Here is a 26,685-nt window from a genome sequence, read left to right as displayed (position 1 = left end):
GCCCAGGCCCATTCACTTATGTACAAGCTCAACAACCCCAAGCTCGAACGCTGGTCGCCCTGGCTGCTGCTGGCTGCCGTGGTCATCGTCTGGCAAATCATCTGCTCAGCCTTCCAGGTGTCGGAGTTCATCTTCCCCAGCCCCTTGCTGATCTGGCAGCAGTTTCTGGAGTTCCACACCACCATCGCAGCGCACGCCTGGCGCACCTTCTGGGTGACGATGGCCGGCTTTGGCGTGGCCATCGTCGTCGGCGTGCTGCTGGGCTTTTTGATTGGCAGCTCGCGCCTGGCCTATGCCGCCGTCTACCCGCTGATGACTGCGTTCAATGCCCTGCCCAAGGCCGCCTTTGTGCCCATCCTCGTCGTGTGGTTCGGCATCGGCATTGGCCCGGCCATCCTCACCGCGTTTCTGATCAGCTTCTTCCCCATCATGGTCAACATCGCCACCGGCCTGGCCACCTTGGAGCCCGAGCTGGAAGATGTCTTGCGCGTGCTCGGAGCCAAGCGCTGGGATGTCCTCATCAAAGTCGGCCTGCCCCGCTCGCTGCCCTACTTCTACGGCTCGCTCAAGGTCGCCATTACCCTGGCCTTTGTCGGCACCACCGTGTCCGAGATGACCGCCGCCAACGAAGGCATTGGCTACCTGCTGATTTCTGCGGGCTCCTCCATGCAAATGGGCCTGGCTTTTGCGGGCCTGTTGGTGGTGGGCGCGATGGCGATGGTGATGTATGAGCTGTTCAGCTTTGTTGAGAAGCGGACTACCGCATGGGCGCACCGAGGCGCGAACAACCACTAAAGCGGATCGCGGCCCTCGGGCTGAATCACAGCAACCACAACAAAGGGGCCCGTTCCATGAACGGGCCCCTTGGTGTTTGGTGACAGCTGCTAAGAGTCGCTAACACGACCCAGCAAACCGAAGGTTTGCGATTGAGACTAGGCGTCCCCGACTAGGCGTCGAGCCGCAGGCAGTACAGTAGTACGACAAGGTTCGGCAACGACGTATCAAGGGTTGTGTTACCGACTCTAAATCTGCACCGCGCGGCCGATGAACTGGATCGGCCCCGTCGGCTTGCCAATCGGCGATCCGCCCGCAGGCTCCAAAGTCAGCTCAAACAGCTGGTTGGGCTGCAGCGGTGGCAGCTTGTCGACGGGCACCTCAATCGCCTCACCCGGTTTGACGAGACCCAGCGATACCGGGGCGCTCCAGCCATCGGCCTTGGTCCAGAACTGCAGCGATTTCTCGGCCGGCACTACATCGCTGCCCAGCGGCACCAGGCGCAGCCGGTCGGCCGCCTGGGCCTGCACCAGCCAGCCAGGGGCCTGGCTTTGCGGCGCGGCCAGCACCACAAAGTAGCGTGCGGGGCCAGGCGCCGGGGCGGGGCCCAGCACCAGCACACCGGCCAGCACGGCAGCAGCAGCAAAACCGCTGCCGGCCAGGCCACGCCACAGCGCCAGGCTGTCCCAGTGCCACCAGCGGCGCGGCACTGCGGCGGCGGCGCGCTGCGGCTCGGCTGCGGGCCACAGGCTGGCGGTAATGCGCGGCCACAGGCCCGTGCTCGGCTCTTGCGGCGGGGCCAGAGTGGTCAAGGGTTGCAGGCGCTGCTCCCAGGCATCCACGGCGGCGCGCAGCGCAGCATCCTGCGGCAGGCGCTCTTCGATTGCGCGACGCTCTGCAGCATCCTGCGTGCCCAGCACATACTGGCCGGCCAGCGTCTGCAGGTCGTCGGGGCTGTCGCCATCGGGCGGCAATTGGTGGTTGGTATCGGCGCTCATTGCATGCATTCCCGCAGGGCGCGCAGGCCCCGCTGTATCCAGGCTTTGACGGTTCCCAGCGGGGCCTGCACCCGCGCTGCAATCTCACTGTGGCTGCAACCATCTACATAGGCATGCAGCAGGCATTCGCGGCGCTGTGGCTCCAGGCCATCCAGGCACTGGCCCAGGCGGCCCAGCTGGGCCTGGCGGTCCAGGGCATCGCCCTCTTCCTGCCAGGCAGCCATCGCGGCGCTGGCCTCGTAGGCAGCGGCCGTCGGCTCATCCAGTGTGCTTTCGCGGGCGCTGCTGCGCACCCGGTTCAATGCGGCGTGCCGAACAATGCTATAGATCCAGCCTCTAGCCGCACCCCGTGCCGCATCAAAACTGTGCGCCTTGCTCCAGATCGCCACAAAGGCATCGTGCAGCACATCTTCGGCCGCTGCGCGGCTGCGCACAATGCGCATGGCCACCCCCAGCAGATAGCGCGACTCTTGCTCATAGATACGCTGCAGCGCATGGCGGTCGCCACGCGCGCAAGCTTCTAGCGCCAAAGCATGGTCAAAATTGTCGTCGGTCACAGAAGCGGCAGGCGGCATGAAGGCAATCCACGAAGAAGGAAAGGGGAGGAAATCCTTCTTCGAGTGTAGCCGCTCTAAAACAGAAACTTACATTGGCTTCCAGAAGATGTAGTCAGCTTGGTACTGCACCACCGTCTTTTGGCCCTTTTGCGCTGGCGTGCAAGGCTTGTCAGCCGGTGCCACACCGCCCTTCAAGGCCACGCGCTGGATATGGCTCACACCCACCAGGGCACCGCTGCCCGTTGCGGGGTTGGCCTTCACCAATTGGTACGGCAGATTGCCGGCACCTGCTGGCGCCACGGCCAGCTGGGTGGCCGTCAGCTTGGAGCCGTCGTTCGCTTCCCAAGTAGCTGGTGGGCCGTAGTAGCGGCCAACCGACTTGCCAGCGCGGTCCTTCAGCACTGCGTCTGGGCCCACAAACACCCATTCGGTCTGGCCGGCTGCATTGGCCTTGTCGCGGCATTCGTAGGTGATGTCACCCGAACCCACCGTCTCCCAAGCCACCTTGTGGCCGGCTGGCACCTGGATGGTTGCTGGCAGCGAAGCCTGCGAGAAAGCCATCTCCTTTTTCTGCATCGAGCCGCAAGCGGTGAGCAGGCCAATGGAGGCCACTGCGGTGGCGATGGCGGCGATACGGGGTGCTGTGCGAGAGGTCAACATACGAGTTCTCCTAAGTTAGGGGGACAGGACGAGAGTGAAAACAGCGCTCATTGATGTGCTGTTAGTGTTACTAGTCGCCAGATGCTCGTATGGATGCAGTGGATGCAAAAAAATTTTGCGTTGGCTGCATCGGCTCCCTTGCTCCCCTCTTTACAAGCGTTTCCACATTTGTTGAATCCAGTGCGCCATCCGCTGCGTATTCCAAACAGCCGCAACGTTTTTTCGGCTGAACATCCACACGCAAGGAGCAACTCATGGCCTCGATTCAAAGTACCCGCAAACTGGTCTCTTATGGCATGGCATTCATGGTCGCTAGCACCTCCATGGCAGCGATCGCCAAAGACGTGATGGTGGGCGGCGCGCCCATGCTGCCTACCAAGGACATCATCGACAACGCCGTCAACTCCAAGGACCACACCACCCTGGTGGCAGCGGTCAAGGCAGCAGGCCTGGTTGACACCCTCAAGGGCCCAGGCCCCTTCACCGTGTTTGCCCCCACCAATGCCGCATTTGCAGCGCTGCCCGCCGGCACGGTAGACAACCTGCTCAAGCCTGAAAACAAGGCCATGCTGACCACCGTGCTGACCTACCACGTCGTCCCCGGCAAGTGGGATGCCGCAGCGATCAGCAAGATGATCAAGGACGGCGGAGGCATGGCCAGCATCAAAACCGTCAGCGGCGGCACCTTGGTGGCCAAGGCCCAAGGATCCAAGGTAATGCTGACGGACGAGAAAGGCGGCACCGCCACCGTCACCATCCCCGATGTCTACCAATCCAATGGCGTGATCCATGTGATCGACAAGGTGCTGCTGCCTAAATAAGGCTGGCATCTGCTGATGGGTCCGCAGCCGCTGCTATGCATTCAGAGCTGTAGCCACCACGCACCCCGCTGCAGGCCGCCGAAAAGGGCCTGCGGCTTTGGCGTTGGCGTGCTGGCATATACAGGCCGGTAGCAAGCAGATCGCCCCGCTGCGGCAGATGCCGCCACCGCATCCACAGCGGCCTGCCCCTTGGCCAAACACAAGGCATAGCGATCCATTGCGCCTAGGGCGCAGGCAGCGCCCCCTGGGCTGGAGTACAGTTAGCGCCATCTTGCGGCCTGGCAGCAGCCAGCGCCCACTCCCAGCAACCAGCTCCTGCCCACGCATGCCGATCTCCTTCACGCCCGTCAAGGCCGCCAACTCCCTCGCCGACCAAGTGGCCCAGGCGCTGGAGGCCAGCATTCGGCAAGGACAAATGCAACCGGGCGACCGCCTGCCCACAGAGCTGTTGTTGGTGGCACAGTTTGGCGTGAGCCGCACAGTGGTTCGAGAAGCGCTGTCCCGCCTTAAATCCAGCGGCCTGGTCGCCTCGCGCCAAGGCAGCGGCGTCTTTGTACAAGCGCCTAGGGCCGAACCGCTGGACCTGGAAAAAGGCCATGCCGCCTCGCAAGAGGCCGTCATCCAAATCGTAGAAGTGCGCCGCGCGCTAGAGGCCGAAGTGGCAGAACTAGCGGCCGCCCGCCGCAGCACCGCCGATCTGCGCCACATCCGCGCTGGCGTCAAGGCATTGGCCAAGGCGGTGGCCGATGGCCAAGACGGCGTAGCCGAAGACGTCGCCCTGCACCGCGTCATCGCCCAGGCCTCCGGCAATCCGTTTTTGCTCAGTACTTTGGATTACCTGTCGCAGGTGCTGGCGGGTGCCACGCGCATCACCCGTGCCAATGAGGCGCGGCGGCAGGATTTTGCGGCTGCGGTGACGCAAGAGCATGCGCGAATTGTGGAGGCGATTGAGGCAGGCGACCCTGGTGCAGCACGGGCTGCAGCGACCGCGCATATGAATAACGCGATTGACCGGATCCGGCAGGCGGATCCAGCGTTTTGGCGGCAGGATGGGGAGCGGTTAGCGAAATATTTGATCAATGAGAAGATAAAATTCAAATAAGTACTGATTAAAGTGATAAATCATGAAATCTGTACTGACGGCCACGTTCATTTATTATGCTGACATGTCGCAATGCTTCTGCATCCGAAATACCTATATTTCTCATCGCGGAATAAATTTGATAAAATTCCCCTTTTAGGTTACCAGAGAAAATCCCAGGATCATCTGAACCCAAGGAAACCATAATTGGAACATCTCCCTCATAAGCATACCCAGGAATTCCCATCCAACGCAATATATGATGCTCCTCGAATCTCTCATATTGACTGATTCTAACATTGCTACTTGGCAGCGTCTCAATAACGATTTTTCGAGCAAAAATATGTTTCATTAGAGACTGCTGCAATCTAATATAGATTTCATTATTAAATATATCATCTTCAGTTTCGACTTGCATTAGCGTCTCACTTCTACTCCATACCGCCATATTACTCTGCCACTCCCATAGTAGCGAAAATGCATCGTAGTCTTGCTCCTTAGCTTGCATCACCAATTTCGCCTCTTCGCGAAAGCCATCTGCAAATGACACATGCTTCCACGTCCATTCTGAATAACTGCAAGCATCTGAAACAAATCCGATATGCAAATCGCGCATTTTCATAGCACGCTCGAAAAGACTAATTGAAACTTCCCTTCTAAATATCTGCTGAACGAGCCGATTGACTTCTAGTTCTATTTTATAGGCGATAGATGCATCAACTGAAGAGGCTCGGAGAAGCTGCCATGCGGCTAGTAGGTCTAATAGTCTGTCTCCACACCTAAGATGCAAAGAACTAGGCATGCGGCTCAACCAAAGCGAAGGATTAATTCCAACTGCTGTTCCATGACCAATTCGTGCTCCGTCTCTAAGATCTAGAAACTCTATAGCTTCGAAAATATTTCTAATACCCGTAAGTAAGTGGGGGAAATCTTCGCCCACATGAAAACTTCGATGTCCAAGCCCTATACGAAGTGCCTGACGAAATACGCTAGCAAAAACTTCAGGAGCAGCATGCAATTCATTCGCTGCACCATCAACTCCCCGAACCCAACGATGCAATCTTGGATAATCTCCAAGAGTCTTACGCAGTTGTGCCATCTGCTTGTCCAACTTGCGACGCAACTGATAATGACGATATGGCCCGCCCTTTTTAAAATCCCAATCTTCCTTAATAAAATGCGCAACCAACGCCAGCTGCTGCCGCTTCGGCCACAGAATATTAGAATTCCTGCATATCAAGTCTAAAGCAGAAAGAGTACTTCGCAACGACCTTTTATCAAAACCAATTGGCCTTTCGCTATTAATTTGCAAATAAACAGCAAAATCCGACAATATATTATTTAGTAGAATAACATTCTCACTACTTTTGGATTTCGGAGCAAATCTCCCCTCTAAATAGTTGCTTTGACTAAATGTAGGGTTGACTCCATGCATATCAACAAATCGCTGAAGATAGCTTTTCTCTGCAACAGTTCGAAGCTCAGTGTGTGTTAATTTTTGGAATTGATCAAATCCATAAAATTCTTCACCTTGCACCATTAACGCACGATATTGATGTTGTATAAGCAAATAAAGATGCAGCATGCGATCCATTCGATGCGGCAAATTATGCATAGCGAGTAATTTAGTCAACCACGTCAACTCTTCTAACATCGTAGCACCGGCTGCACCATGTTGCAGATCAATAATTCTAGATCGCAAAGGGGCTGACTTTTTTCCTCGACTATTACCCAGATCAGATATGCATAGAGGAAAAATGGAATCATCTGTTTCTGGTTGCGCAACAAAGTAAACTAACCAGCTTCTCAATTCTCGAGCCAAAATCAGATCGCGTCGAAATCGAATTGGACTAAAGTCAGAATCATTAAGCGATGCCAACTCTTTTACTTTATCACTCGCTGAGCCGCGTTTAGCATTTTGCCATAGATTACTAAATTTCTTCACCTCCCGATCTGGATTTTCCAATGCACGCAGCCAGCACTGCTCTGCAAAGGTGCTTCCATTTAGATGCAAGTGACTCTCATGCAGTCCCTCACGGCTAATGTAATCTTCTACGGCGCCGTCGATTGGAGTAATACACGGAAGAGCATCCGGCAATGCATTTCCAATGGATGCTTGCATCCTCCCATCTGCTGTAACGTGACCACTCTGGTGTGCGTGGATCGCTTTAGCGGCTGCGATAATTGGAATTCCGCTTACACGACTCAGTACGCTTTGTTGCCATTCACCAAATAGCTCAAGACGTACTTGCACACGCCCGTGCTTGATACACAAATAGCGCTCAGACAACATCCGCAAAGATGTCGACGCAAGCTTTCCGTCTTGAAGCCCTTTATCCTGCGCAGCTTTAAATCCAATATCAAATACGTGATCAGGGAGTCGTGCTTGCCAAGAATGACTATTTAGATAAAGTTTTTGACGAAGATCAGTTCTCGATAATGCAAAATTCCAACGACTGTTTAATAAGTGCATTCGAATCAAATTACTTGTAAGCACACGACAACAAAGCAACGCCATCTGAGAAATTTGCATCATATTGTTTGGAATTATCCTGAAATAGTTGTCTTGCCAACAGTATTCCAAACAACTTCACTACATAGCATTTTTGCATCTAGAGTATCAAACCCATGAAACTCTTTTAATTTTACCGAGAGATTTTCAACGAATTCCCGGCTCTTTTCGTCACTCTTAATCAGTCCCAGTACTAATGGACATGACGCGATAATAAAAGTCAGGGGCGCCATGGAAACACTGAGGTTTAGACGAATCTCATTTTTCTCACCTTCAGGAATACTAAATTTTTCGATCACCACTCTACCTGAAGTTCTGGGATTATCCCTATTAAGTGCACTTCTGTTCAACTTCGCTCTACTAGAAAAATCTTCATCGTGATATAGATAATCCACCTCTTCTACCAAACAAGCATTTATTAATGCCCAAGCAAATAGCTCCATTGATCTACTGCATCGCCCTTCGGCGTGAAGATCTGCGCGCATGGCCGCAGATATATTATCAAGACTAAAGTATAACCTGTTCCATATTTTACCCAGCAACACCGCTGAGGCACGGAATTCTTTCTTTATAACTGCACATTGCTTCAACCACATAGAAATTGAATGACCAAGCATCATTCTTTTTTGATCATTCGAATGCTGACTGTACATACTAAAGTCAATATCTATCTCGTCCTCACGAACAAACGAATCACCCCAGTTAGGCATAGACACAGTGTGCACATTTTCAATTTTACTTAATATCTTAAATATCGAACTGTATATATCACTCACTCCATCTTCAGAGATGAGGTCACTAGGCATAGGAACTTCTATCTCTAACAGATTAGAAATTACGCCCAAAGTATTAAATATAGAAATATATCTTTGGGTATTATTTGATTTTTTTACAGCAGATTGACTATAAATTATTACAGGCAAAGAAGAATATGGATATTTATCCATAGCAGCGGTTATTTGTGCATCAAACGTGAACACGTCGCCTTTACGAGAAGTTCTAACCCCGACAACTCCTTGCCTTAACTGCATGCCTGAAGATGAATTAGCGTCGACAATTGCTGCTGTTGCATGCAGAGCCCAATTAAGGGCATTATCTTTACGACCAACAGATAAGTACTGCCTAACCTTTCTTTGCAGCAAATCATTTCCAACAGAATTAGAAATTTCTTTTGCAGACTGTCTGCGATGAGTTTTAGCAGAGAGCAAATTTAGAATGGTACTACTTCCAGCCATACTTACCATATATGTAATAGCTTTGGCTGGGTCGTTTTCACATAAACGAGCGACGTCTGCAGCAAGGGATACATTTGCATTTCGCAGAGTTTCGTCGCGTGATTGAGGACGCAGGTAGATTGCAGTATCGGGCTCTCCATCGATTTGACACAAATCAAATGCCGCACTTATCACTGCATGCAGATCACCTTCCGTGATACTTTCAACCTCTATATCATGCCTATAAAGACTAGTTAATGTTGTAGCACGCAATGCGGTAGCTGCAGCATCCCTAGCTGCGATTCCATCAGAGACCAACTGATAGTATGTAGATATAAGTTGAAAAACAGAACGTATAGGCAACTTCAAAACATGCTCATTGAATAAACTCAAATCTGTAGTATCTCTTAAATACAATCCATCTCTAGCAATATTCTCGACTGCTGCGATCAGCTGCATCTCCGTATTAGTTCCGGCTATTTTCAGAGAAAACGTTGCTCCTCCATCTTTTCGCATTCTTTCTAAAAGGGTGTATAAAGTCTTGAGCTGGGTACGTCTATGAATCGGAAAAAGCTTAAGCAAATACTGATCCTCTAAATGAGCAACCATTCGCGCCTGTTGCATTCTACGATCTTGATTAAGCCCTTTTTCATAAGTTGCAAAATCTTTTTGAAAATGATTCTGCACCAGCAGAGAATACATTTCCATATCGCCTGTGACAATTACAACCAGCCTAGGCATATCCAGATATTTACGTATGCACTCGAGCACTTCAATTGCATTGTGAAATTTAGTATCGGCATCATCAATTGCTAAAAGCAATGCTTGACAATTATACGCCTCACAAACCTGATCAATTGTCTCATGTAATATATGGCGCAGCTTTTGGCTATCTGCCGCCCTATCCAAACCATAATCAAGAAACAATTCGGGATCTAGTTCTTTAAGACTTTCAGCATCTGAAACAAAAAGATGTAATCCCCCAGCCATTTTCTTAAAATTTATTCTGAATTTTTCGTAACGCTCCTCCCATGCCCTCTCATACGGGGGATGATCCTCCATTAGCCGTTTTAGCTGCTTTAGAATATGCAGGAGAATTATTTCGCTAGCTTCAATTCGACTAGGATCAAGATACAATAAAGGTGCAATATTAATTTTTAAATGCGATCTTGTTTGATAACTATTCAAATTATCAAACACATAATTAAGAAAAGTGGATTTTCCAGCACCTCTCGTTCCATCTATGAAATAGGTTAATCCACTTCCAGCTGCATATCCTCGCTGACAGCTTGAACTACTATCAAATTTATTTTTTGTAGAATTTTCCAAATCCTTCTCAATTTGGAGACAAAGTGATTCAAATGCTTTCAGTTGAATTAATTCAGATGGAGAGCCAATCCGGGGATTCTGATTACTGAAGTTTAAATTGATCATACTAACGCTTTCTAACATAGAATTTTTGGTAGAGTCACCACCATCATAACGTTACTAATGGTATCTGTGAAGATACCCTATCCTAATTTATCTCCTTGAGCTATTTGAGCGTCATTTATAAAGTGCGGATCTTCCAACCATAAACGAGTTGTTTGCGGCAATGCATTCGCGGCCCCCCCACTCCCGCACCCCAACAAGGCAAACTCTGACGCCCACCCCCTCCCCCGCAGCCGCAGAATTTGCCCATGCTCGCTGCTTCTGCATCTGCCAACGCCCCACCCGCTGACGTCATCACCCTGACCGACAAAGGTCTGTACTGCGCGGCTGGGGATTTTTTTATTGATGCCTGGAAGCCGGTACACCGTACCTTTGTCACCCACGGCCACTCAGACCATGCCCATGTGGGGATGGGCAAGTACTACTGCAGCACGACCAGCGAGCCCATTCTTCGATGGCGTCTGGGGGAGCAGAACATCCATGCGCTGCCGTTTGGGCAGACGATCACGATGGGAGAGGTGCAGGTATCGCTGCACCCGGCGGGGCATATCCTCGGATCGGCCCAGGTGCGGGTGCAGCATGGCGATGCGGTGTGGGTGTTTACGGGCGACTTCAAGCGCGAGCCGGATCCAACCTGCGAGGCGTTTGAGCTGCTGCGCTGCGACACCCTGATTTGCGAGGCTACCTTTGCCTACCCGGTGTACGCCTGGCCCACGATGGCCCATGAGGTGGAGCGCATAGAGCGCTGGGTGGCGCATTGCAAGGAGCAAGGCAAGGCGGCAGTGCTGTATGCCTACAGCCTGGGCAAGGCCCAGCGGGTGCTGGCAGGTTTGGCTGGCAAGCTGGATGCGCCCGTGTTGCTGCATGGCGCTATGGCGCGCGGCACCGATATTTACCGGCAGGCGGGCATTGCGTTGGCCGCGACCGAGATGGTGGCCGATGTGCCCACCGATACCGACTTTGCTGGCCGCATGGTGCTGGCACCGCCTTCTGCGCAAGACTCTGCCTGGCTCAAGCGCTTTAAACAGGTGGAGCAAGGCTTTGCCTCGGGGTGGATGCTGCTGCGCGGCAACCGGCGGCGGCGCAATATGCAGCGCGGCTTTGTGATATCGGACCACGCCGATTGGCAGGAACTCGTCGACACGATTACCGAAAGCGGCGCCCAGCGGGTGCTGGCCACCCATGGCAATACCGATGCGCTGATCCCCTACTTGCAGAGCCTGGGCATACAGGCGGAGCGCCTGCGTACTGCCTATGGCGATGAAGAGGAGGCGGCCGAATGAACCGCTTTGTGGCGCTGTACCAGTTGCTGGACGAAGCCTCCGGCACGCGCGACCGGGAGCAGGCCCTGCAGCAGTACTTTGCCGGCGCCACTGCGGCCGAGGCGACCTGGGCCGTGTATGTGCTGAGTGGCGGCAAGGTGAACACCGGCAAGAACCGCCTGGCCACCACCACTGAGCTGCGCAGCTGGGTGAGCGAGCTGACCGCCTTGCCGCTGTGGCTGGTGGAAGAGAGCTACCGCCAGGTGGGCGATTTGGCGGAGACCTTGTCCTTGTTGGTGGCGGCCTGGCAAAAGCAAAGCGCCAACCACCCTGAGCTGGTGGCTGCGCCCGGCGCTGCCGTGGCCCCCGATGCCGATGCGCCCTGGCATGCCTCCTTGCTGGGCGCAACCTTTAAGACACCCGATAACGACAGCCGCCTGGATGAATGGACGGAGCAGTTTTTGCTGCCCCTGGTGGCCGCTGATGCCGAGCAGCGCAAGCGTGCGATCCAGCAGGCCTGGCAGCAGCTGGATACGCCTTCGCGACTGGTCTTCAACAAGCTGCTGACTGGATCGCTGCGCGCTGGCGTTAACAAGCGCAGCCTGCAAAACAGCCTGGCGCCGCTGGTGGGGATATCTGCCGCCGATATGGCGCACCGCATGGTGGGCGAATGGCGGCCCAGCGCCCAGGCCTATGAGGCCTTGATGGACCCGGAAACCAGCGCGCAGCTGCTGGACAAGCCCTACCCCTTCTACCTCGCCTCCCCACTGCCGCAAGAGCCAGAAGCCTTGGGCGACCCCAAGGACTGGCTGGCCGAATGGAAATGGGATGGCATACGGGTGCAGCTGGTGCGGCGCCAGGGACATGCACCTTATCTGTGGTCGCGTGGCGAGGAAAGGCTGGATGGCCGCTTTCCGGAGCTGGAGGCCGCCGCCGCGCTGCTACCGGGCGATATGGTGCTGGATGGCGAATTGCTCGCCTGGGACTATGAACAGAACAAGCCGCAGGGCTTTGTCGCGCTGCAAAGCCGCATTCAAAAGCGCAAGCCTTCGGCCAAGCTGATGCAGACCGTGCCGGCGCGCATATTGTTTTACGACCTGCTGGAATTTGAAGGCGAAGATCTGCGCGCCCAGCCGCTGCAGCAGCGCCGTGCCAAGCTGGAGCGGGTGATCGAGCAAGCGGCATTGCCCGCACTGGGCCTGTCACCCCAGTTGCCGTTTGATGACTGGGAGGCACTAGCCCCTTTGCGCAACACCGCTGCGGAACGCAACGCCGAAGGCCTGATGCTGAAGGCGCTGGCCTCCCCCTACAAGGAAGGCCGGCGCCGCGGCGATTGGTGGAAGTGGAAGGTGGACCCGTTCAGCATTGATGCCGTGCTGATCTATGCCCAAAGCGGCAGCGGCCGCCGCAGCACCTTGCACACCGACTACACCTTTGCCGTGTGGAGCGGCGATGCGCTGGTGCCTGTCGCCAAGGCCTATTCGGGCCTCACCGATGTGGAGATTTTGCGGCTGGACAAATGGATCCGCAGCCACACGGTAGAGCGCTTTGGGCCGGTGCGCTCGGTCACGCCCAGCCTCGTGTTTGAGATTGCCTTTGAAGGCGTGAACCGCTCTACCCGCCACAAATCCGGCGTGGCGGTGCGCTTTCCGCGCATCTTGCGTTGGCGTGAGGACAAGACCGCGCAAGACGCCGATCAACTGAGCGCCTTGCTGGAGTTGGCCGATGGCTGATCTGGGCCACAGCACAGCCCCCAGCGACCGCGCAATGCAGCGCGCGGCCAAGCGCTGGCGCGACTGGTTGAAGGAGCAGGACATAGGTGCGGCGATCTTCCAGCAGCAGGCCTGGCGCGCCTATGCCGAAGGGCACAGCGGATTGATATCGGCCCCCACCGGGCGAGGCAAGACTTTGGCGGCGCTGGGCGGGCCCTTGATGCAGGCGATGGCCGATGCCGAGACACCTGAAGGCCGCGCCAGCCATGGGCCACGCATGCTATGGGTAACGCCCTTGCGCGCCCTGGCCAGCGATACCCGCGAACGCATCACCGGCCCGGTAGCCGCCGTCCTTCCCCACTGGCAGGTGGCGATGCGCACAGGTGATGCCACATCGCGCGACAAGCGGCTGACCGATACCGGCAAGGCGCAGCTGGTGGTGATAACGCCTGAATCCCTCGCGCTGCTACTGAGCCATGAGCGCAGCCGCGAGCAGTTCAGCCAGCTGCGCTGCATTGTGGTGGATGAATGGCATGAGCTCTTGCCCAGCAAGCGCGGGGTATTGCTGCAGCTGAACCTGGCGCGCATCCAGGCGCTGGCACCGGGGGCACAGGTCTGGGGCCTGTCGGCGACGATTGGCAATCTGCAAGAGGCCAGCGATGTGCTGCTGAGCGCCTGGCAGGTCAAGGAGCCCGCGCTGGTCCAGGACATGCGGCCCAAGCCCTTCCATCTGCACAGCATCACGCCGCCGCTGGGCACGCGCATGCCCTGGGCGGGGCATTTGGGCCTGGCCAATTTGGGCGAGGTGGCCAAGCTGGTCTTCAGCGCGCCCAGCACCATTGTGTTTACCAACACCCGCGCGCAGGCCGAGCTGTGGCACACGGCGCTGGCGAGCATCTGGCCGGAAGATGCGGACACCTTGGCGATCCACCATGGCTCGCTGGACCAGGGCGTGCGCCAGTCGGTAGAGCAGCGCCTGCGCGCAGGCACCTTGCGCTGCGTGGTGGCAACCAGCAGCCTGGATTTGGGCGTGGACTTCCCGGCAGTCGAGCGCGTGATTCAGATTGGCGGGGCACGGTCTGTGGCGCGGATGGTGCAGCGCGCTGGCCGCGCCAAGCACCGGCCCGGTGCTGCCGTGCATGTGGAAGCGGTTGCCACCCAGGCGATGGACCTGGCCGAGTTTGCCGCCGTGCGCGAGCTGGCCGAGGCCCAGGTGTATGAGCGGCGCGAGCCCTTGCGCCTGTGCTTTGATGTGCTGAGCCAGCATGCGATGAGCGCGGCGCTGGCGGGGGGATTCAGGCCGCCGGAGCTGCTAGCGGAAGTAAGGCGCACTGCGGCCTTTCGTGATTTGAGCGATGCCCAGTGGCTAGCCGTGCTGGCCTTCCTGGAGCATGGCAGCGATTCGCTCGTGCAATACCCGCAGTACGAGCGCCTGCACTGTGCCGATGGCCTGTGCCAGCCAGCCAACACCGGCGTGGTGCGCATGCACCGCATGTCGATCGGCACCATCACCGCGCATGGCGCAGTCAATGTGCAGTACCTGCGCGGCGCGCGGCTGGGCTCGGTCGAAGAGGCGTTTATCGCGCGCCTGAACGCTGGCGATGTGTTTAACTTTGCCGGCCGCAGCCTGGTGCTGGTGCGGCTGGAGAACAGCACCGCCTGGGTGCGCCGCAGTGCCCAGGTGGGCCTGCTGACGCCGGCCTGGGCCGGCTCGCTGATGCCGATGTCCTCATCCCTGGGCGAACGTATGCAGCAGCTGCTGAGCCAAGCTGCCGCCAGCCCTGCCGCCGATGACGCGCCGCACGCCCGCGAGCTGCAATGGCTGCAGCCCTTGCTGCAGCTGCAAAGCCAGCGCTCACTGGTGCCGGGTGCGGGCCAACTGCTGATCGAGCAGGTGGGCCAAACCCAAGCCCCCCAGGCGGGCAAGGCGGCGCCGCTGTTTGTCTATCCTTTTGCCGGCCGTGTCGCGCACGAGGGGTTGGCGGTGCTGATTGCCACGCGCTTGGCGCACTTGCAAGCCAACACCTTTGCCTGGGCCTGCAATGAGATTGGGCTGATGGTCCAGCCCACCCTGCCCATCGATGCGAATGCGGTGGACTGGGCGGAGATCTTCAAGCAGGACGGGCTTGACACCGACCTGCGCTCAGCGGTGAACTTTAGCGAGCTGGCGCGCAAGCGTTTCAAGGAAATTGCGCAGATTGCGGGCCTGGTGCAGTCCAAGGTGCCGGGCAAGAAAAGCCGCGCCAGCGATAGGCAATTGCAGGTCTCGGCCAGCCTGCTGTTTGATGTGCTGAGCAAGTACGACCCCGAGCACCTGCTGCTGCGCCAGGCACGGCAAGAGGCGCTGGACCAGGAGCTGCACCTGCCAACGATGCAAAGGCTGCTGGCCAGCATTGCGGCGCGGCAAATCGCATTGCGCTTTCCGGCCAAACACACGCCGTTTTCGTTTGGGCTGTGGGCCGAGAGCTTTCGCGGCCAGCTCAGCAATGAGACCTGGCAAAACAAGGTGCGCCGCATGGCTGAGCAGCAAGAACGGCAAGCCAGGGGCGAACCCGCACCAGGCCCATCACGCTCAGCTCGCGCACCACGAACACCACGACCGGGCGACCCGCGTAAGGGCGCGCCACCTCAGCGCGCGCAACACCCAGGCAGCCCTAACAAGGCTGCAGCCAAGGCGACCTCCAAGCAGGCCGCCCCCCGCAAGGGCACACGCAGCACCCCGCAGCGCTCGCCCCAACCACAGGACACCCACTAATGGCAGGTACGCAATCGGCACCGCTTTTCTCCCCCATCCAACTGTCGCCATCGCCCCAGGACCATGTCGCGGCCAGCATCGCCGGCATGGAGTTTCTGGTGTTAACTGAGCGCGCATTGTTCTGGCCCCAGGAAAGCCTGCTGATCATTGCCGACCTGCACCTGGGCAAGAGCGATATCTTCCGCCGCCGAGGCGTGGCCGTGCCGCTGGAAGTGCAACGGCAAGACCTGCTGCGCCTGCACCAGATTCTGCAAAAGTGGCAGCCCCAGGAGCTGGTGATTCTGGGCGACTTTGTGCATGGCCGCTTTATTGGTGAAGACACCTTTCAGCTCTGGCAAAACCTGCGCCGCGCCAACCTCAAAACCCGCTTTAGCCTGACGCGCGGCAACCATGACCGCTACCTGCAGACCGAGGCCCTGCTGCTCGATGACGTGCACACGCACCTGGCACGCAACCAGGTGCTGATGAGCCACGAGCCCATGGGCCCGGGTGTGCACCACTTTGCGCTCAATATCCACGGCCATGTGCACCCGGCCATGCGCGTGCCGCAGCTGCGCCAGCGCCTGCCCTGCCTGGCCTACTCGGCCCCCTACCTGAACCTGCCGGCGTTTTCGGAGTTCACAGGCTCGGGGCCGATGGCTGTGCAGCCGCTGCATGCCTGGCTGTTTGCTGGCGAAGGCACGGCGCCGATTGCGGTGTATTGATGGAGCTTTGCTGATCGCCAGCTTGCGCTCTCCCTGTCTCAGACGGTCACTGCATTCCTGCTGCCACAACGCCAAAAACCAAGCCTGGTGCGCCTTTGCGCAGATTGGCTGATGGCGCTAACAGCGAAGCGCGCACGGTCTGGCCCGCGTTTGGACTACAAACTTTTTGGGGGCCAAAAGCAGAATAAAGGCGTCATCTAACAAGGAATAGCCATGGTCACCACATATGTAGAGGAAGAGCGCGTCGTCACCGGCGGCGCAGTGCCGCGCGCATTAGCGGGCAGCAGCGAAAGTGCGGTCTCCTGGGCCGCCATTTTTGCGGGCGCATTGGCAGCAGCGGTGCTGTCGTTGTTGCTGTTCATGCTGGGCATCGGCCTGGGCCTGTCGTCGGTCTCGGTCTGGTCCGGTCGCGGCGCCGATGGCGAGACGATTGGCTGGGGCGCAGTTGCCTGGCTGGCATTTACACAGCTGGCCTCGGCCGGTGTGGGTGGCTATATTGCTGGCCGTCTGCGCACCAAGTGGCAGGGCGTGCACACCGATGAGGTGTACTTCCGTGACACCGCCCATGGCTTTCTGTCCTGGGCGCTGGCGACCATGCTGATGGTGGCGATTGCCGGCTCGATGGCCGGTGCTGCGATCTCCGGCACGGCCAGGGCCGCCGGTGCTGTGGTCAGCGGCGCAGCCCAAGTGGTGGGCGGTGCAGCCAGTGGTGCCACCGGCGTGATCGGCGGTGCAGCTTCCGCCGCGCTGACCGGCGCTGCTGGCGTGACCGCTGGCAAGGCCAATGAGCCAGGTTCGGACCTGAACTACTGGATCAACAGCCTGCTGCGCCAAGGTGGCCCTACCGAGCAGCAAAAGCAGGACATGAAGGACGGCGCGCAAAACGTTGCCCAAAAGGCCCGCTCCGCTGCCGATGATGCCAGCGAGATGAGCAGCGTCTTCATGCATTCGCTGCAAGCTGGTTCGCTGTCGAACGACGACCGCCAGTACCTGGGCCGCCTGGTGGCACAACGCACCGACATGAGCCAGGAAGAGTCCGAGAAGAAGGTGCAAGCCACCTACGACCAGGTCAAGCAACAGATCGACAAGGCCAAGCAAGCCGCCCAAGACGCGGAAGCCAAGGCCAAACAAGCGGCCGAGCAAGCCCGCAAGGCCACCGCTTATTCGCTGATGTGGATGTTTGTGGTGCTGCTGATTGGTGCCTTTGTGGGCAGCCTGTCTGCCACCTTTGGCGGCCGCCAGCGCGACGCTTAACTGACCATCCATTCCACCTGAAACAACCTTTGCCTGCGGGCAGACCTAGAAAGGAAACACCATGCGATCCATCCTGCTTTGGCTGATTGGCGTGCCAATCCCGATCATCATTCTGATTGCCATCTTCTTCCATTAAGAAGATCGCTCCCCTAGCACCCAGGCCGCTCGATGAGCGGCCTTTTTGCGTTCGCCTGCGGCATCGGAGAAAACAGGCCGCCACCTCAGCCTACGCATACAGCCAAGCCCTCCAAACGCCTACAAGCGCGGCCTGGTGCAACTGTCATCCTTAGTGGTTCCAGCCCACCGGCTGACCACAACGCCAACCCCACGGAGATCCACGATGACCACTCGCAAATCGACCTCGTCCGCAGCAAAGACCCAAGGCAACGCAGGCGAGCTCCATGAGCAGGCCGGTGACGGCCACCCAGTGATGACGACGCAGCAAGGCATTCCGGTATCGGACAACCAGAACTCGCTGCGGGCCTACAACCGCGGCCCCACCCTGCTGGAAGACTTTGTGCTGCGTGAAAAGATCACGCACTTTGACCATGAGCGCATTCCAGAGCGCATCGTGCATGCACGCGGCACGGCAGCGCATGGCTACTTTGAGCTGAGCCACTCGCTGAAGAAATACACAACGGCCAGGGTGCTGACCGAAGTGGGCAAGAAGGTGCCGATCTTTGTGCGCATGTCCACTGTGGCAGGCGGCGCCGGCTCGGTCGATACGCCGCGTGATGTGCGTGGCTTTGCGATCAAGCTCTACACCGAGGAAGGCAACTGGGACCTGGTGGGCAACAACATTCCGGTGTTCTTTATCCAGGACGCGATGAAGTTCCCCGACCTGGTGCATGCCGTCAAGATGGAGCCGGACCGTGGCTTCCCGCAGGCGGCTTCTGCGCATGACACCTTCTGGGATTTCATCTCGCTGATGCCCGAGTCGATGCACATGATCATGTGGGCGATGAGCGACCGCGCCATCCCGCGCAGCCTGCGCACCATCGAAGGCTTTGGCGTGCACAGCTTTCGCCTCATCAACGACAAGGGCGAGAGCACCTTTGTGAAATTCCACTGGCGGCCCCAGCTGGGCATCCAGTCCACCGTCTGGGACGAGGCCGCCAAGCTGCAGTCTGCCGACAACGACTACCACCGCCGTGACCTGTTCGAGGCGATTGAAGCCGGCCATGCGCCTGCCTGGGACTTGTTTGTGCAGCTGTTCACGCAGGAAGAGGCCGATGCCCTGCCCTATGACCACCTGGACCCAACCAAGATCATTCCGGAAGAGGTGATTCCGCTCACCAAGATCGGCAGCTTTACCCTGGACCGCTGGCCGGACAACTTTTTTGCCGAAACCGAGCAGGTCGCCTTCTGCCCGGCCAATGTGCCGCCAGGCATTGATTTCTCCAACGATCCGCTGCTGCAAGGCCGCTTGTTCTCGTACCTGGACACGCAGCTGTCGCGCCTGGGCGGGCCGAACTTTACCCAGATCCCCGTGAATGCGCCCAAGTGCCCGTTTGCGCATACCCAGCGCGATGGCCATATGCAAACCCAGGTGCCCAAGGGACGTGTGGCGTATGAGCCATCGAGCCTGGACCCGAACTCACCCCGCGAATCGCGCGCCCAGGGCTTCCGCTCGTTTGCGCAGCCGTCCGAGGCCGAGGCCAAGAGCCGCATCCGCCCCGAAAGCTTTGCTGACCACTACAGCCAGGCGCGCCTGTTCTACACCAGCCAAAGCGCACTGGAGCAAGCCCATATCGCCAGCGCCCTGGTGTTTGAGCTGTCCAAGGTGCAGACGCCCCATGTGCGTGAAGCCGTGGTCGCCCATTTGCTGGTGATTGACAACGACCTGGGCAAGCGCGTGGCCAAGGGCCTGGGCCTGGCTGCGCTGCCCAAACCGGCCAAGCCAGCGGTGCCCGTGCAAGACCTGCCGCCCAGCCCTGCGCTGCGCATCATCGACCGCATGAAGCGGACCCTGGAAGGCCGCTGTGTGGCGATTTTGGTGGACGATGGCTCCAACGCCGAGAATGTGGCTGCGCTGCAAAAGGCCATCCTCGCCGAGAAGGCCATGGTCAAGATCATCGCCCCCAAGATTGGTGGCGCGACCTTGAGCGATGGCAAGCACATCGCCGCCGACGCACAGCTGGCCGGCGCGCCATCGGCGCAGTTCGATGCGGTCGCCTCGGTGATCCCGATGGCATCGGGCGAGATGCTGAGCAAGGACAGCGCCGCACAGGACTGGTTCCGCGATGCCTTTGGGCACCTGAAGGCGATTGCCGCTTGCAAGGCCACGCATCTGATCCTGGATGCCGCTGGCGTAAAGCCCGATGAAGGCGTGTTTGAGCCCAAGGATGTGGCCGGCTTTATCAAAGGTGCGAAGTCGCGCTTTTGGGATCGCGAGCCCAAGGTGCGGACCTTGGCTTGATGGCCAGTTTTAGGGGGCCGCCGAGGGGCCCATGACGCCCCACCACCAGGCGCTGCAGTGAAAGCTGCAGCGCCTTTTTTGCATCCATATCCAGCAAGCACTGGCCGATTCGCGCCCGTCCACTGGTCTTGCCCGGGCCAATAAAAAACCCTGCACCGCCTCGGGAAAGTACCGCGCAGAGCCGCAGCAAGGCAATGCTATGATCCCGCAAAATTTGTATGATAACCATACCAGTCTCCCGAGGTTTTAGGGTCTCAGGAGTTCTTCTAACGAGTCAACGAGACAAGTCCTTCCTATGACGACCATTGCCCTTCTGAGCATTGCGGGCGCCAGCATTGCTGCGCTGTTGCTGCTCATCATCCGATTTGAAGTCCATGCCTTTGTGGCGCTGATGCTGGTAAGCCTGCTGGTGGCGCTGGCAACCGGCATACCGCTAGCCGAGATCATCCCCACCCTGATATCCGGCATGGGCGGCACCTTGGGGTCGGTGGCGATCCTGGTGGCGCTGGGGGCGATGCTGGGGCGGATGATCGAGGTATCCGGCGGAGCCAATACCTTGGCACAGCGCTTTAGCCAACTGCTGGGCCCCAAGCGGGTGCCTGCGGCGCTGACGGCCGCCGCGCTGGTGCTGTCGATACCGGTGTTCTTTGATGTGGGCTTCATCATCCTGATCCCCATCATCTATGGCTTTTGCAAGGCGGGTGGCGTGAGCCCCATCAAGTACGGGCTGCCGGTGGCTGGCATCATGCTGGCCACCCATGTGGTGGTGCCACCGCACCCGGGCATTGTGGGCGGCGCGGCCGTGCTCTCGGCCGATGTAGGCTGGATCACGCTGATCGGTCTGGGCATCTGCATTCCGCTGGCCTTTGTCGCCCAGTGGGTGGGCGGCTATTTGAACCGCCGCCACTACGCGATGCAGCCGGAAGCCGAAGCGCAGTTCCGCAACTTTGGCAGCGGTGATGCCGCCGATGCGCCTGCCGCCAAGCTGCCCGGCGTGGGAGCGGTATTGACCCTGATCCTGGCCCCACTGGCGCTCATCATGCTGGGCACGACCGCCGCGACCATGCTGCCCAAGGGCGACGCGATGCGTGATTTTCTGGCCTTTACCGGCGCACCGGTGTTTGCGCTGATGGTAGCGATTGGCCTGGCCTTTGTGCTGCTGGTGCGCCCCTTGGGCTGGACGCGCAAGCGCACCAACGAGGTGATGGAATCGGCGCTGCCCGCAGCGGCCACGGTGATTTTGGTAACCGGCGCCGGTGGCGTGTTTGCCAAGGTGCTGACGGTGAGCGGCATTGGCACCGCGCTGTCGCAGGCGCTGGCGGGCACGGGGCTGCCATTGATTTTGCTGGGCTTCATCATCTCGCTGGCGCTGCGCGCAGCGCAGGGCTCGGCAACAGTCGCCATTCTCACCACCTGCGGCCTGCTGGCCGAAAGCATCCACAGCGGCGGCTACAGCGCGGTGCAGGTCGCCGTGCTGACCGTCGCCATCGGCTTTGGCGGCCTGGGGCTGTCGCATGTCAATGACTCGGGCTTCTGGATTGTGACCCGCTACCTGGGCCTGAGCGTGGCCGATGGCCTGCGCAGCTGGACGGTGCTGACAACGGTGCTGGGCCTGGCCGGCTTTGCGCTGACCTGCCTGGTCTGGGCGCTGGTGGCCTGATCCGCTGCCTGGCTTGCCGCTTGGCTATTTGTCACTTGCATTCTTGTGCGCCGGCCCCCGGCCGGGCATTCTCTATCTCTGATTCACGGGAGCATCTCCAATGACTACACAACAGCAAGGCGCCAAGGTGGGCGTCATCGGCCTGGGCGCCATGGGCCTGGGCATTGCCCAAACCTTGCGCAACCGGGGCTACCAGGTCCATGTCTGTGATGTGCGCCCGGGGGCGGCGGCCGACTTTGCCAGCGCTGGCGGTGTGGCCTGCGCCCACCCGGCCGAGCTGGCGGCGCAAGTGGATGTAGTGGTGTCGGTCGTCGTCAACGCTGCGCAGACCGAGGCCGTGCTGTTTGGCGAGCATGGCGCCGCTGCAGCGATGCGCCCCGGCAGCACCTTTGTGATGTGCTCCACCGTGGACCCGAACTGGTCGATCTCGCTGGAGGCACGCCTGGCCCAGAGCGGCGTGCTGTATGTCGATGGCCCCATCTCCGGCGGCGCGGCCAAGGCAGCGGCCGGCCAGATGACGATGATGACCTCGGCCACGCCAGCGGCCTACGCAGCAGCGGGCGATGTGCTCGATGCGATGGCTGGCAAGGTCTACCGCCTGGGCGACAAGGCCGGCGCGGGCAGCAAGGTCAAGATCATCAACCAGCTGCTGGCCGGTGTCCACATTGCCGCTGCGGCCGAGGCCATGGCCTTGGGCCTGCGCGAAGGGGTGGATGCTGCGGCGATCTACGAGGTCATCACCCACAGCGCCGGCAACAGCTGGATGTTTGAAAACCGCATGGCCCATGTGCTGGCGGGTGACTACACGCCGCTGTCGGCCGTCGATATCTTTGTAAAGGACCTGGGCCTGGTGCTGGATACGGCACGCGCCAGCAAGTTTCCGCTGCCGCTGGCGGCCACCGCGCACCAGATGTTCATGCAGGCATCGACTGCCGGCTACGCCAAGGAAGATGACAGCGCGGTGATCAAGATCTTCCCCGGCATTACCCTGCCCCAAGCCGCCAACGACGGAGGCCTGCGATGAGCGGGGCCGCGTTGAAGCTGGGCTGCATTGCCGATGACTTTACCGGCGCCACTGACCTGGCCAACAACCTGGTGCGCGCCGGCATGCGCGTGGTGCAGACCATTGGCGTGCCTACGGGCCCGCTCGATACCGAGGTGGATGCCGTGGTGGTGGCCCTCAAGTCGCGCACCATCCCCGCTGACCAGGCCATTGCCCAGTCGCTCGATGCCCTGCGCTGGCTGCAGGGCCAGGGCGCGCAGCAGATCTATTTCAAGTACTGCTCCACCTTTGACAGCACGCCCACCGGCAATATCGGCCCGGTGACGGAGGCCTTGATGGATGCGCTGGGCAGCGATTTCAGCATTGCCACCCCGGCCTTTCCAGACAACAAGCGCACGGTCTTCAAAGGCTATCTTTTTGCCGGCGATGTGCTGCTGAACGAGAGCGGCATGCAGAACCACCCGCTGACCCCCATGACCGACCCCAACCTGGTGCGCGTGCTGCAGTCGCAGACCCGGCGCAAGGTGGGCTTGATCGACCACAGCGTGGTGGCCCAGGGCGCAGACGCCATCCGCAGCCGCATTGCGGCGCTGAAGGCCGACGGCGTGGGCATTGCGATTGTCGATGCGGTATCGAACGATGACCTGCTGCGCATGGGCCCGGCGCTGGCGGATCTGCCGCTGGTGACCGCCGGCTCGGGCGTCGCCATTGCGCTGCCCGCCAACTTTGGCCTGCAACCCAGCAACCAGGCTGCCGCCTTGCCAGCGGCCAGTGGGCTGCAAGCGGTGGTGTCCGGCAGTTGCTCGGTAGCGACCAATGCCCAGGTGGCGCACTTTATCGCCAGCGGCCGCCAGGCGCTTGCGATTGCGCCGCTGCGCATGGCCGCTGGTGATGCGGTCGTGCGCGAGGCGCTGGACTGGGCCCGCCCGCATCTGGCGAGCGGCCCGGTGCTGGTCTACTCCACCGCCGAGCCCGATGCGGTGCGCAGCATCCAGGCCCAGCTGGGCGTGGAGCAGGCGGGGGCCTTGGTCGAGCAAACCCTGGCCGCGATTGCGCGCGGCCTGGTGGAGCTGGGCGTGCGCCAGCTGGTGGTGGCCGGTGGCGAAACATCAGGCGCCTGCGTGCAGGCGCTGGGCATTGCACAGATGCGCATTGGTGGCCAGATTGACCCGGGTGTGCCCTGGTGCCATGCGGCCAGCCCGGCAGCACCGGAGGGCTTGCACATCGCGCTCAAATCGGGCAACTTTGGCAGCACCGATTTCTTCACCAAAGCATTCACCTCCTTGCAAGGCTGACAACCATGGTCTTTATGGATGAATCCAGCGCCCGCGCCGAGATCTGCCGGGTCGGCGCATCGCTGTACCAGCGCGGCTATGTGCATGCCAGCGCCGGCAATATCAGCGTGCGCCTGGCCGATGGCTACCTAATCACGCCCACCGATGCCAGCCTGGGCCAGTTGCAGCCCGAGCGCCTGGCCAAGCTCGATCTGCAAGGCCAGCAACTGAGCGGTGACCGCGCCAGCAAGACCATCGTGCTGCACCGGCGCATTTACGAGGCCAGCGCCAACACGCCCACACCCGCCGGCTGCGTGATCCACACCCACAGCCGCCAGCTGGTCGCCTGCTCGCTGCAAGCCACTGCCGTGCCGGGCGTGGCGCCCGCTGCCGAGCTGCTGCCGGCGTTGACGCCCTACTTTGTGATGAAGGTGGGCCGTGTGCCGCATATCCCCTACCACCGCCCCGGCTCGCCCGATGCGGCGCAGGCCGTGGCCGAGGCGATTGCGCAGTACGCGGCAGCAGGCCGGCCGATCCGCGCGGTGATGCTGGCACGCCTGGGCCCCAATGTCTGGCACGAAAGCCCGGCTGCGGCCATGGCCGCACTGGAAGAGCTGGAAGAAACGGCCCTGCTCTGGAACCAATGCCGCGCACAGCCGCCCGCGCCGCTAACGGATGCCCAGATTGACGAGCTGCGCCAGAGCTTTGGCGCCCACTGGTAAAACCACCTCCCGGCCTGCCGCACGCTGATCGCCTGCTTGCCGGCCGCTTCAATTTTTGGAAAGCACCCCATGCCCCGTTTTGCTGCCAACCTGTCCATGCTCTACAACGACCTGGACTTTCTGGACCGCTTTTCCGCCGCCGCCCGCGATGGCTTTACTGCCGTCGAGTACCTCTTCCCCTACGCCTACGCGCCCGAGCAACTGGCAGCCTTGCTGCAGCAGCAGGGCCTGCAGCAGGTGCTGTTCAATGCACCGCCGGGCGACTGGGACCGGGGCGAGCGCGGCATTGCCTGCATCCCTGGGCGTGAGGCCGAGTTCCGCGACGGCATTGCGCAGGCGCTGCGCTATGCCAAGGCGTTGCAATGCCCACGCCTGCATGTGATGGCCGGCCTGGTGCCTGCGGGCGCAGATGCCGCTACCGTGCGTGCCACCTATATTGCCAATATCCGCCATGCGGCCGAGCAGGCAGCGGCGCAGGGTGTGCGCATTCTGCTGGAACCCATCAATGGCCGCGATATGCCCGGCTTCTTCCTGAGCCGCCAGGACCAGGCCCATGCACTGGTCGCAGAGATGGGCGCCGCCAATGTGCAGGTGCAGATGGACCTGTACCACTGCCAGATCGTCGAAGGTGACCTGGCGATGAAGATCCGCCAGTACCTACCCACCGGCCAGGTCGGCCATATCCAGATTGCTGGCGTGCCCGAACGCCATGAGCCCGATGTGGGCGAGCTGAACTACCCCTATCTGTTTGCGCTGCTGGACCGCCTGGGCTGGGACGGCTGGATTGGCTGCGAGTACAAGCCCGCGCGCGGCGCAGCGCCCCATGCCACCAGCGATGGCCTGGGCTGGCTCAAGCCCTATCTGGCAAAGGCTGAGTAAGCGGCTACACGCACCGCCATGGTGGATGGAGTGCCCTAGAATCCCCTCATCCCTCTTTAGCCGCAGGCCCACCAGCCCGCCGCCCTGCGATGCGAACACCAGCGACCGAATCCTTTTTGCAGCGGGTGCGCCAGCACCTGCAGGCACTGCCGGCCACCGAGCGGCAACTGGCCGACTTTGTGCTGGAGTTCCCCGGTGAGCTGGCCAGCTACGCCGGCAATGAGCTGGCCCAGCTGGCGAGGGTGTCGCCCTCGACGGTAAGCCGCTTTATCCGGCGCCTGGGCTATGAGAACTACGAAGAAGCGCGCCGCCAGGTGCGCGAGGACAAGCAAAGCGGCTCGCCGCTGTTCCAGTCGGCCACCGAGGCTTTTCAGCGCGGGCAGATGCTGGCAACCCACCGCGAGCGCTCGCTCGCCAACCTGATCAACACCCTGGACCAGCTCAGTGAGCCGCAGCTGAGCGAGATCGTGCAGGCCATCATCGCTGCGCGCCAGGTGCTCATCTTTGGCAGCCGCAGCAGCCACGCGTTTGCGCAGTACCTGCGCTGGCAGATCATCCAGGTGGTGCCCCAGGTCATCAGCCTGCCCGGCCCGGGCGAGACCCTGGCCGAGTACACCGCCCACCTCAGCCAAAACGATTGCGTCATCGTCTTTGGCATGCGCCGCCAGACCCGCCAGATGGCCGCACTGCTGGCCAGCGCCAGCAAGGCCGGGGCCTCGGTGCTGCTGGTCAGCGACCAGGCCTCCCCCCACTATGCCGCGGCCACCTGGTCCATCCAGTGCGACTGCCTTGGCCCAGGCCTGTTGGACAACCATGTGGCCGTGATGGCCGTCTGCGACCTGCTGGCCACGATGGTGCTGGAGGGTGCGGGAGCGCCAGGGCGCAAGCGCCTGGCGGCCATTGAGCAGCAGCATGAGCAGCACCTGGAGTTTTGATGCTGGCTGGGCTGCACTGGCGCGATGCAGGCCCGCTGCCCAACCAGTGATCGATGAA

The 26,685-nt window shown here is 59.7% G+C and carries 20 protein-coding genes; 15 read left to right on the top strand and 5 right to left on the bottom strand.

The window, feature by feature from the left end; all coding sequences use genetic code 11:
- The first annotated feature begins 18 nt into the window (after positions 1-18).
- Positions 19-795 carry an ABC transporter permease gene (locus WH303_RS18795; RefSeq protein ID WP_312410315.1) on the top strand — a complete coding sequence of 259 codons (777 nt, stop codon included), beginning with the start codon at positions 19-21 and terminating at the stop codon, positions 793-795.
- A 227-nt stretch (positions 796-1,022) separates the two neighbouring features.
- Here WH303_RS18795 and WH303_RS18790 read toward each other — a convergent pair whose 3' ends face one another.
- The 3 genes from WH303_RS18790 to WH303_RS18780 all read right to left on the bottom strand — a co-directional run bounded on the left by WH303_RS18790 (position 1,023) and on the right by WH303_RS18780 (position 2,989).
- Positions 1,023-1,772 (bottom strand): anti-sigma factor, encoded by a 750-nt coding sequence (locus WH303_RS18790; RefSeq protein ID WP_339520326.1) that lies wholly within the window; start codon positions 1,770-1,772, stop codon positions 1,023-1,025.
- Positions 1,769-2,347: a sigma-70 family RNA polymerase sigma factor gene (locus tag WH303_RS18785; RefSeq protein ID WP_339520325.1), complete on the bottom strand. Its 579-nt coding sequence runs from the start codon at positions 2,345-2,347 to the stop codon at positions 1,769-1,771. The genes WH303_RS18790 and WH303_RS18785 overlap by 4 nt, the downstream gene beginning before the upstream one ends.
- Positions 2,348-2,416: 69 nt before the next feature.
- Positions 2,417-2,989 carry a DUF3455 domain-containing protein gene (locus tag WH303_RS18780; protein ID WP_339520324.1) on the bottom strand — a complete coding sequence of 191 codons (573 nt, stop codon included), beginning with the start codon at positions 2,987-2,989 and terminating at the stop codon, positions 2,417-2,419.
- Between the two features lie 254 nt (positions 2,990-3,243).
- Here WH303_RS18780 and WH303_RS18775 point away from each other — a divergent pair, with 254 nt between their 5' ends.
- A complete protein-coding gene (locus WH303_RS18775) occupies positions 3,244-3,810 on the top strand; it encodes a fasciclin domain-containing protein (RefSeq protein ID WP_339520322.1) in 567 nt (188 codons plus the stop codon).
- A gap of 325 nt (positions 3,811-4,135) precedes the next feature.
- Positions 4,136-4,912 (top strand): FadR/GntR family transcriptional regulator, encoded by a 777-nt coding sequence (locus WH303_RS18770; protein WP_339520321.1) that lies wholly within the window; start codon positions 4,136-4,138, stop codon positions 4,910-4,912.
- Between the two features lie 7 nt (positions 4,913-4,919).
- On the opposite strand, the gene WH303_RS18765 is transcribed toward WH303_RS18770, so the two are convergent.
- A complete protein-coding gene (locus WH303_RS18765) occupies positions 4,920-7,424 on the bottom strand; it encodes a hypothetical protein (protein ID WP_339520319.1) in 2,505 nt (834 codons plus the stop codon).
- Positions 7,425-7,438: 14 nt separating this feature from the next.
- Positions 7,439-10,051: a P-loop NTPase fold protein gene (locus tag WH303_RS18760; protein WP_339520317.1), complete on the bottom strand. Its 2,613-nt coding sequence runs from the start codon at positions 10,049-10,051 to the stop codon at positions 7,439-7,441.
- Between the two features lie 245 nt (positions 10,052-10,296).
- On the opposite strand from WH303_RS18760, the gene WH303_RS18755 reads away from it, so the two are divergent.
- From WH303_RS18755 to WH303_RS18700, 12 genes are all read left to right on the top strand, one after another.
- Positions 10,297-11,331 (top strand): ligase-associated DNA damage response exonuclease, encoded by a 1,035-nt coding sequence (locus WH303_RS18755; protein WP_339520316.1) that lies wholly within the window; start codon positions 10,297-10,299, stop codon positions 11,329-11,331.
- Positions 11,328-13,043 (top strand): ATP-dependent DNA ligase, encoded by a 1,716-nt coding sequence (locus WH303_RS18750; protein ID WP_339520314.1) that lies wholly within the window; start codon positions 11,328-11,330, stop codon positions 13,041-13,043. The genes WH303_RS18755 and WH303_RS18750 overlap by 4 nt, the downstream gene beginning before the upstream one ends.
- A complete protein-coding gene (locus WH303_RS18745; protein ID WP_339520312.1) occupies positions 13,036-15,777 on the top strand; it encodes a ligase-associated DNA damage response DEXH box helicase in 2,742 nt (913 codons plus the stop codon). The genes WH303_RS18750 and WH303_RS18745 overlap by 8 nt, the downstream gene beginning before the upstream one ends.
- Positions 15,777-16,481, top strand: a complete 705-nt coding sequence (gene pdeM / locus WH303_RS18740) for a ligase-associated DNA damage response endonuclease PdeM (RefSeq protein WP_339520310.1) — start codon at positions 15,777-15,779, stop codon at positions 16,479-16,481. Before WH303_RS18745 ends, pdeM begins: the two co-directional genes overlap by 1 nt.
- Before the next feature lie 213 nt (positions 16,482-16,694).
- Positions 16,695-17,735, top strand: a complete 1,041-nt coding sequence (locus WH303_RS18735; protein WP_339520309.1) for a hypothetical protein — start codon at positions 16,695-16,697, stop codon at positions 17,733-17,735.
- A gap of 340 nt (positions 17,736-18,075) precedes the next feature.
- Positions 18,076-20,154 carry a catalase gene (locus WH303_RS18730; protein ID WP_339520307.1) on the top strand — a complete coding sequence of 693 codons (2,079 nt, stop codon included), beginning with the start codon at positions 18,076-18,078 and terminating at the stop codon, positions 20,152-20,154.
- A 295-nt stretch (positions 20,155-20,449) separates the two neighbouring features.
- Positions 20,450-21,814 (top strand): GntP family transporter, encoded by a 1,365-nt coding sequence (locus tag WH303_RS18725; RefSeq protein WP_339520306.1) that lies wholly within the window; start codon positions 20,450-20,452, stop codon positions 21,812-21,814.
- Positions 21,815-21,914: 100 nt separating this feature from the next.
- Positions 21,915-22,838, top strand: coding sequence for an L-threonate dehydrogenase (gene ltnD / locus WH303_RS18720; protein ID WP_339520304.1), 924 nt, complete (start codon positions 21,915-21,917; stop codon positions 22,836-22,838).
- On the top strand, positions 22,835-24,112 hold the full coding sequence (gene otnK, locus WH303_RS18715) for a 3-oxo-tetronate kinase (protein ID WP_339520302.1): 1,278 nt from the start codon (positions 22,835-22,837) through the stop codon (positions 24,110-24,112). Before ltnD ends, otnK begins: the two co-directional genes overlap by 4 nt.
- Before the next feature lie 14 nt (positions 24,113-24,126).
- Positions 24,127-24,813, top strand: a complete 687-nt coding sequence (locus WH303_RS18710; protein WP_339520300.1) for a class II aldolase/adducin family protein — start codon at positions 24,127-24,129, stop codon at positions 24,811-24,813.
- Between the two features lie 69 nt (positions 24,814-24,882).
- A complete protein-coding gene (gene otnI, locus WH303_RS18705; protein WP_339520299.1) occupies positions 24,883-25,692 on the top strand; it encodes a 2-oxo-tetronate isomerase in 810 nt (269 codons plus the stop codon).
- Between the two features lie 89 nt (positions 25,693-25,781).
- Positions 25,782-26,627: a MurR/RpiR family transcriptional regulator gene (locus WH303_RS18700; protein ID WP_339520297.1), complete on the top strand. Its 846-nt coding sequence runs from the start codon at positions 25,782-25,784 to the stop codon at positions 26,625-26,627.
- Positions 26,628-26,685: the final 58 nt, after the last annotated feature.

This window comes from Comamonas sp. MYb69, from assembly GCF_037479315.1.
In the GTDB taxonomy this organism is placed as follows: Bacteria; Pseudomonadota; Gammaproteobacteria; order Burkholderiales; family Burkholderiaceae_C; genus Comamonas.
Note: the sequence above shows the minus strand (reverse complement) of the source record. Positions and strands in the feature narration are given on the sequence as shown.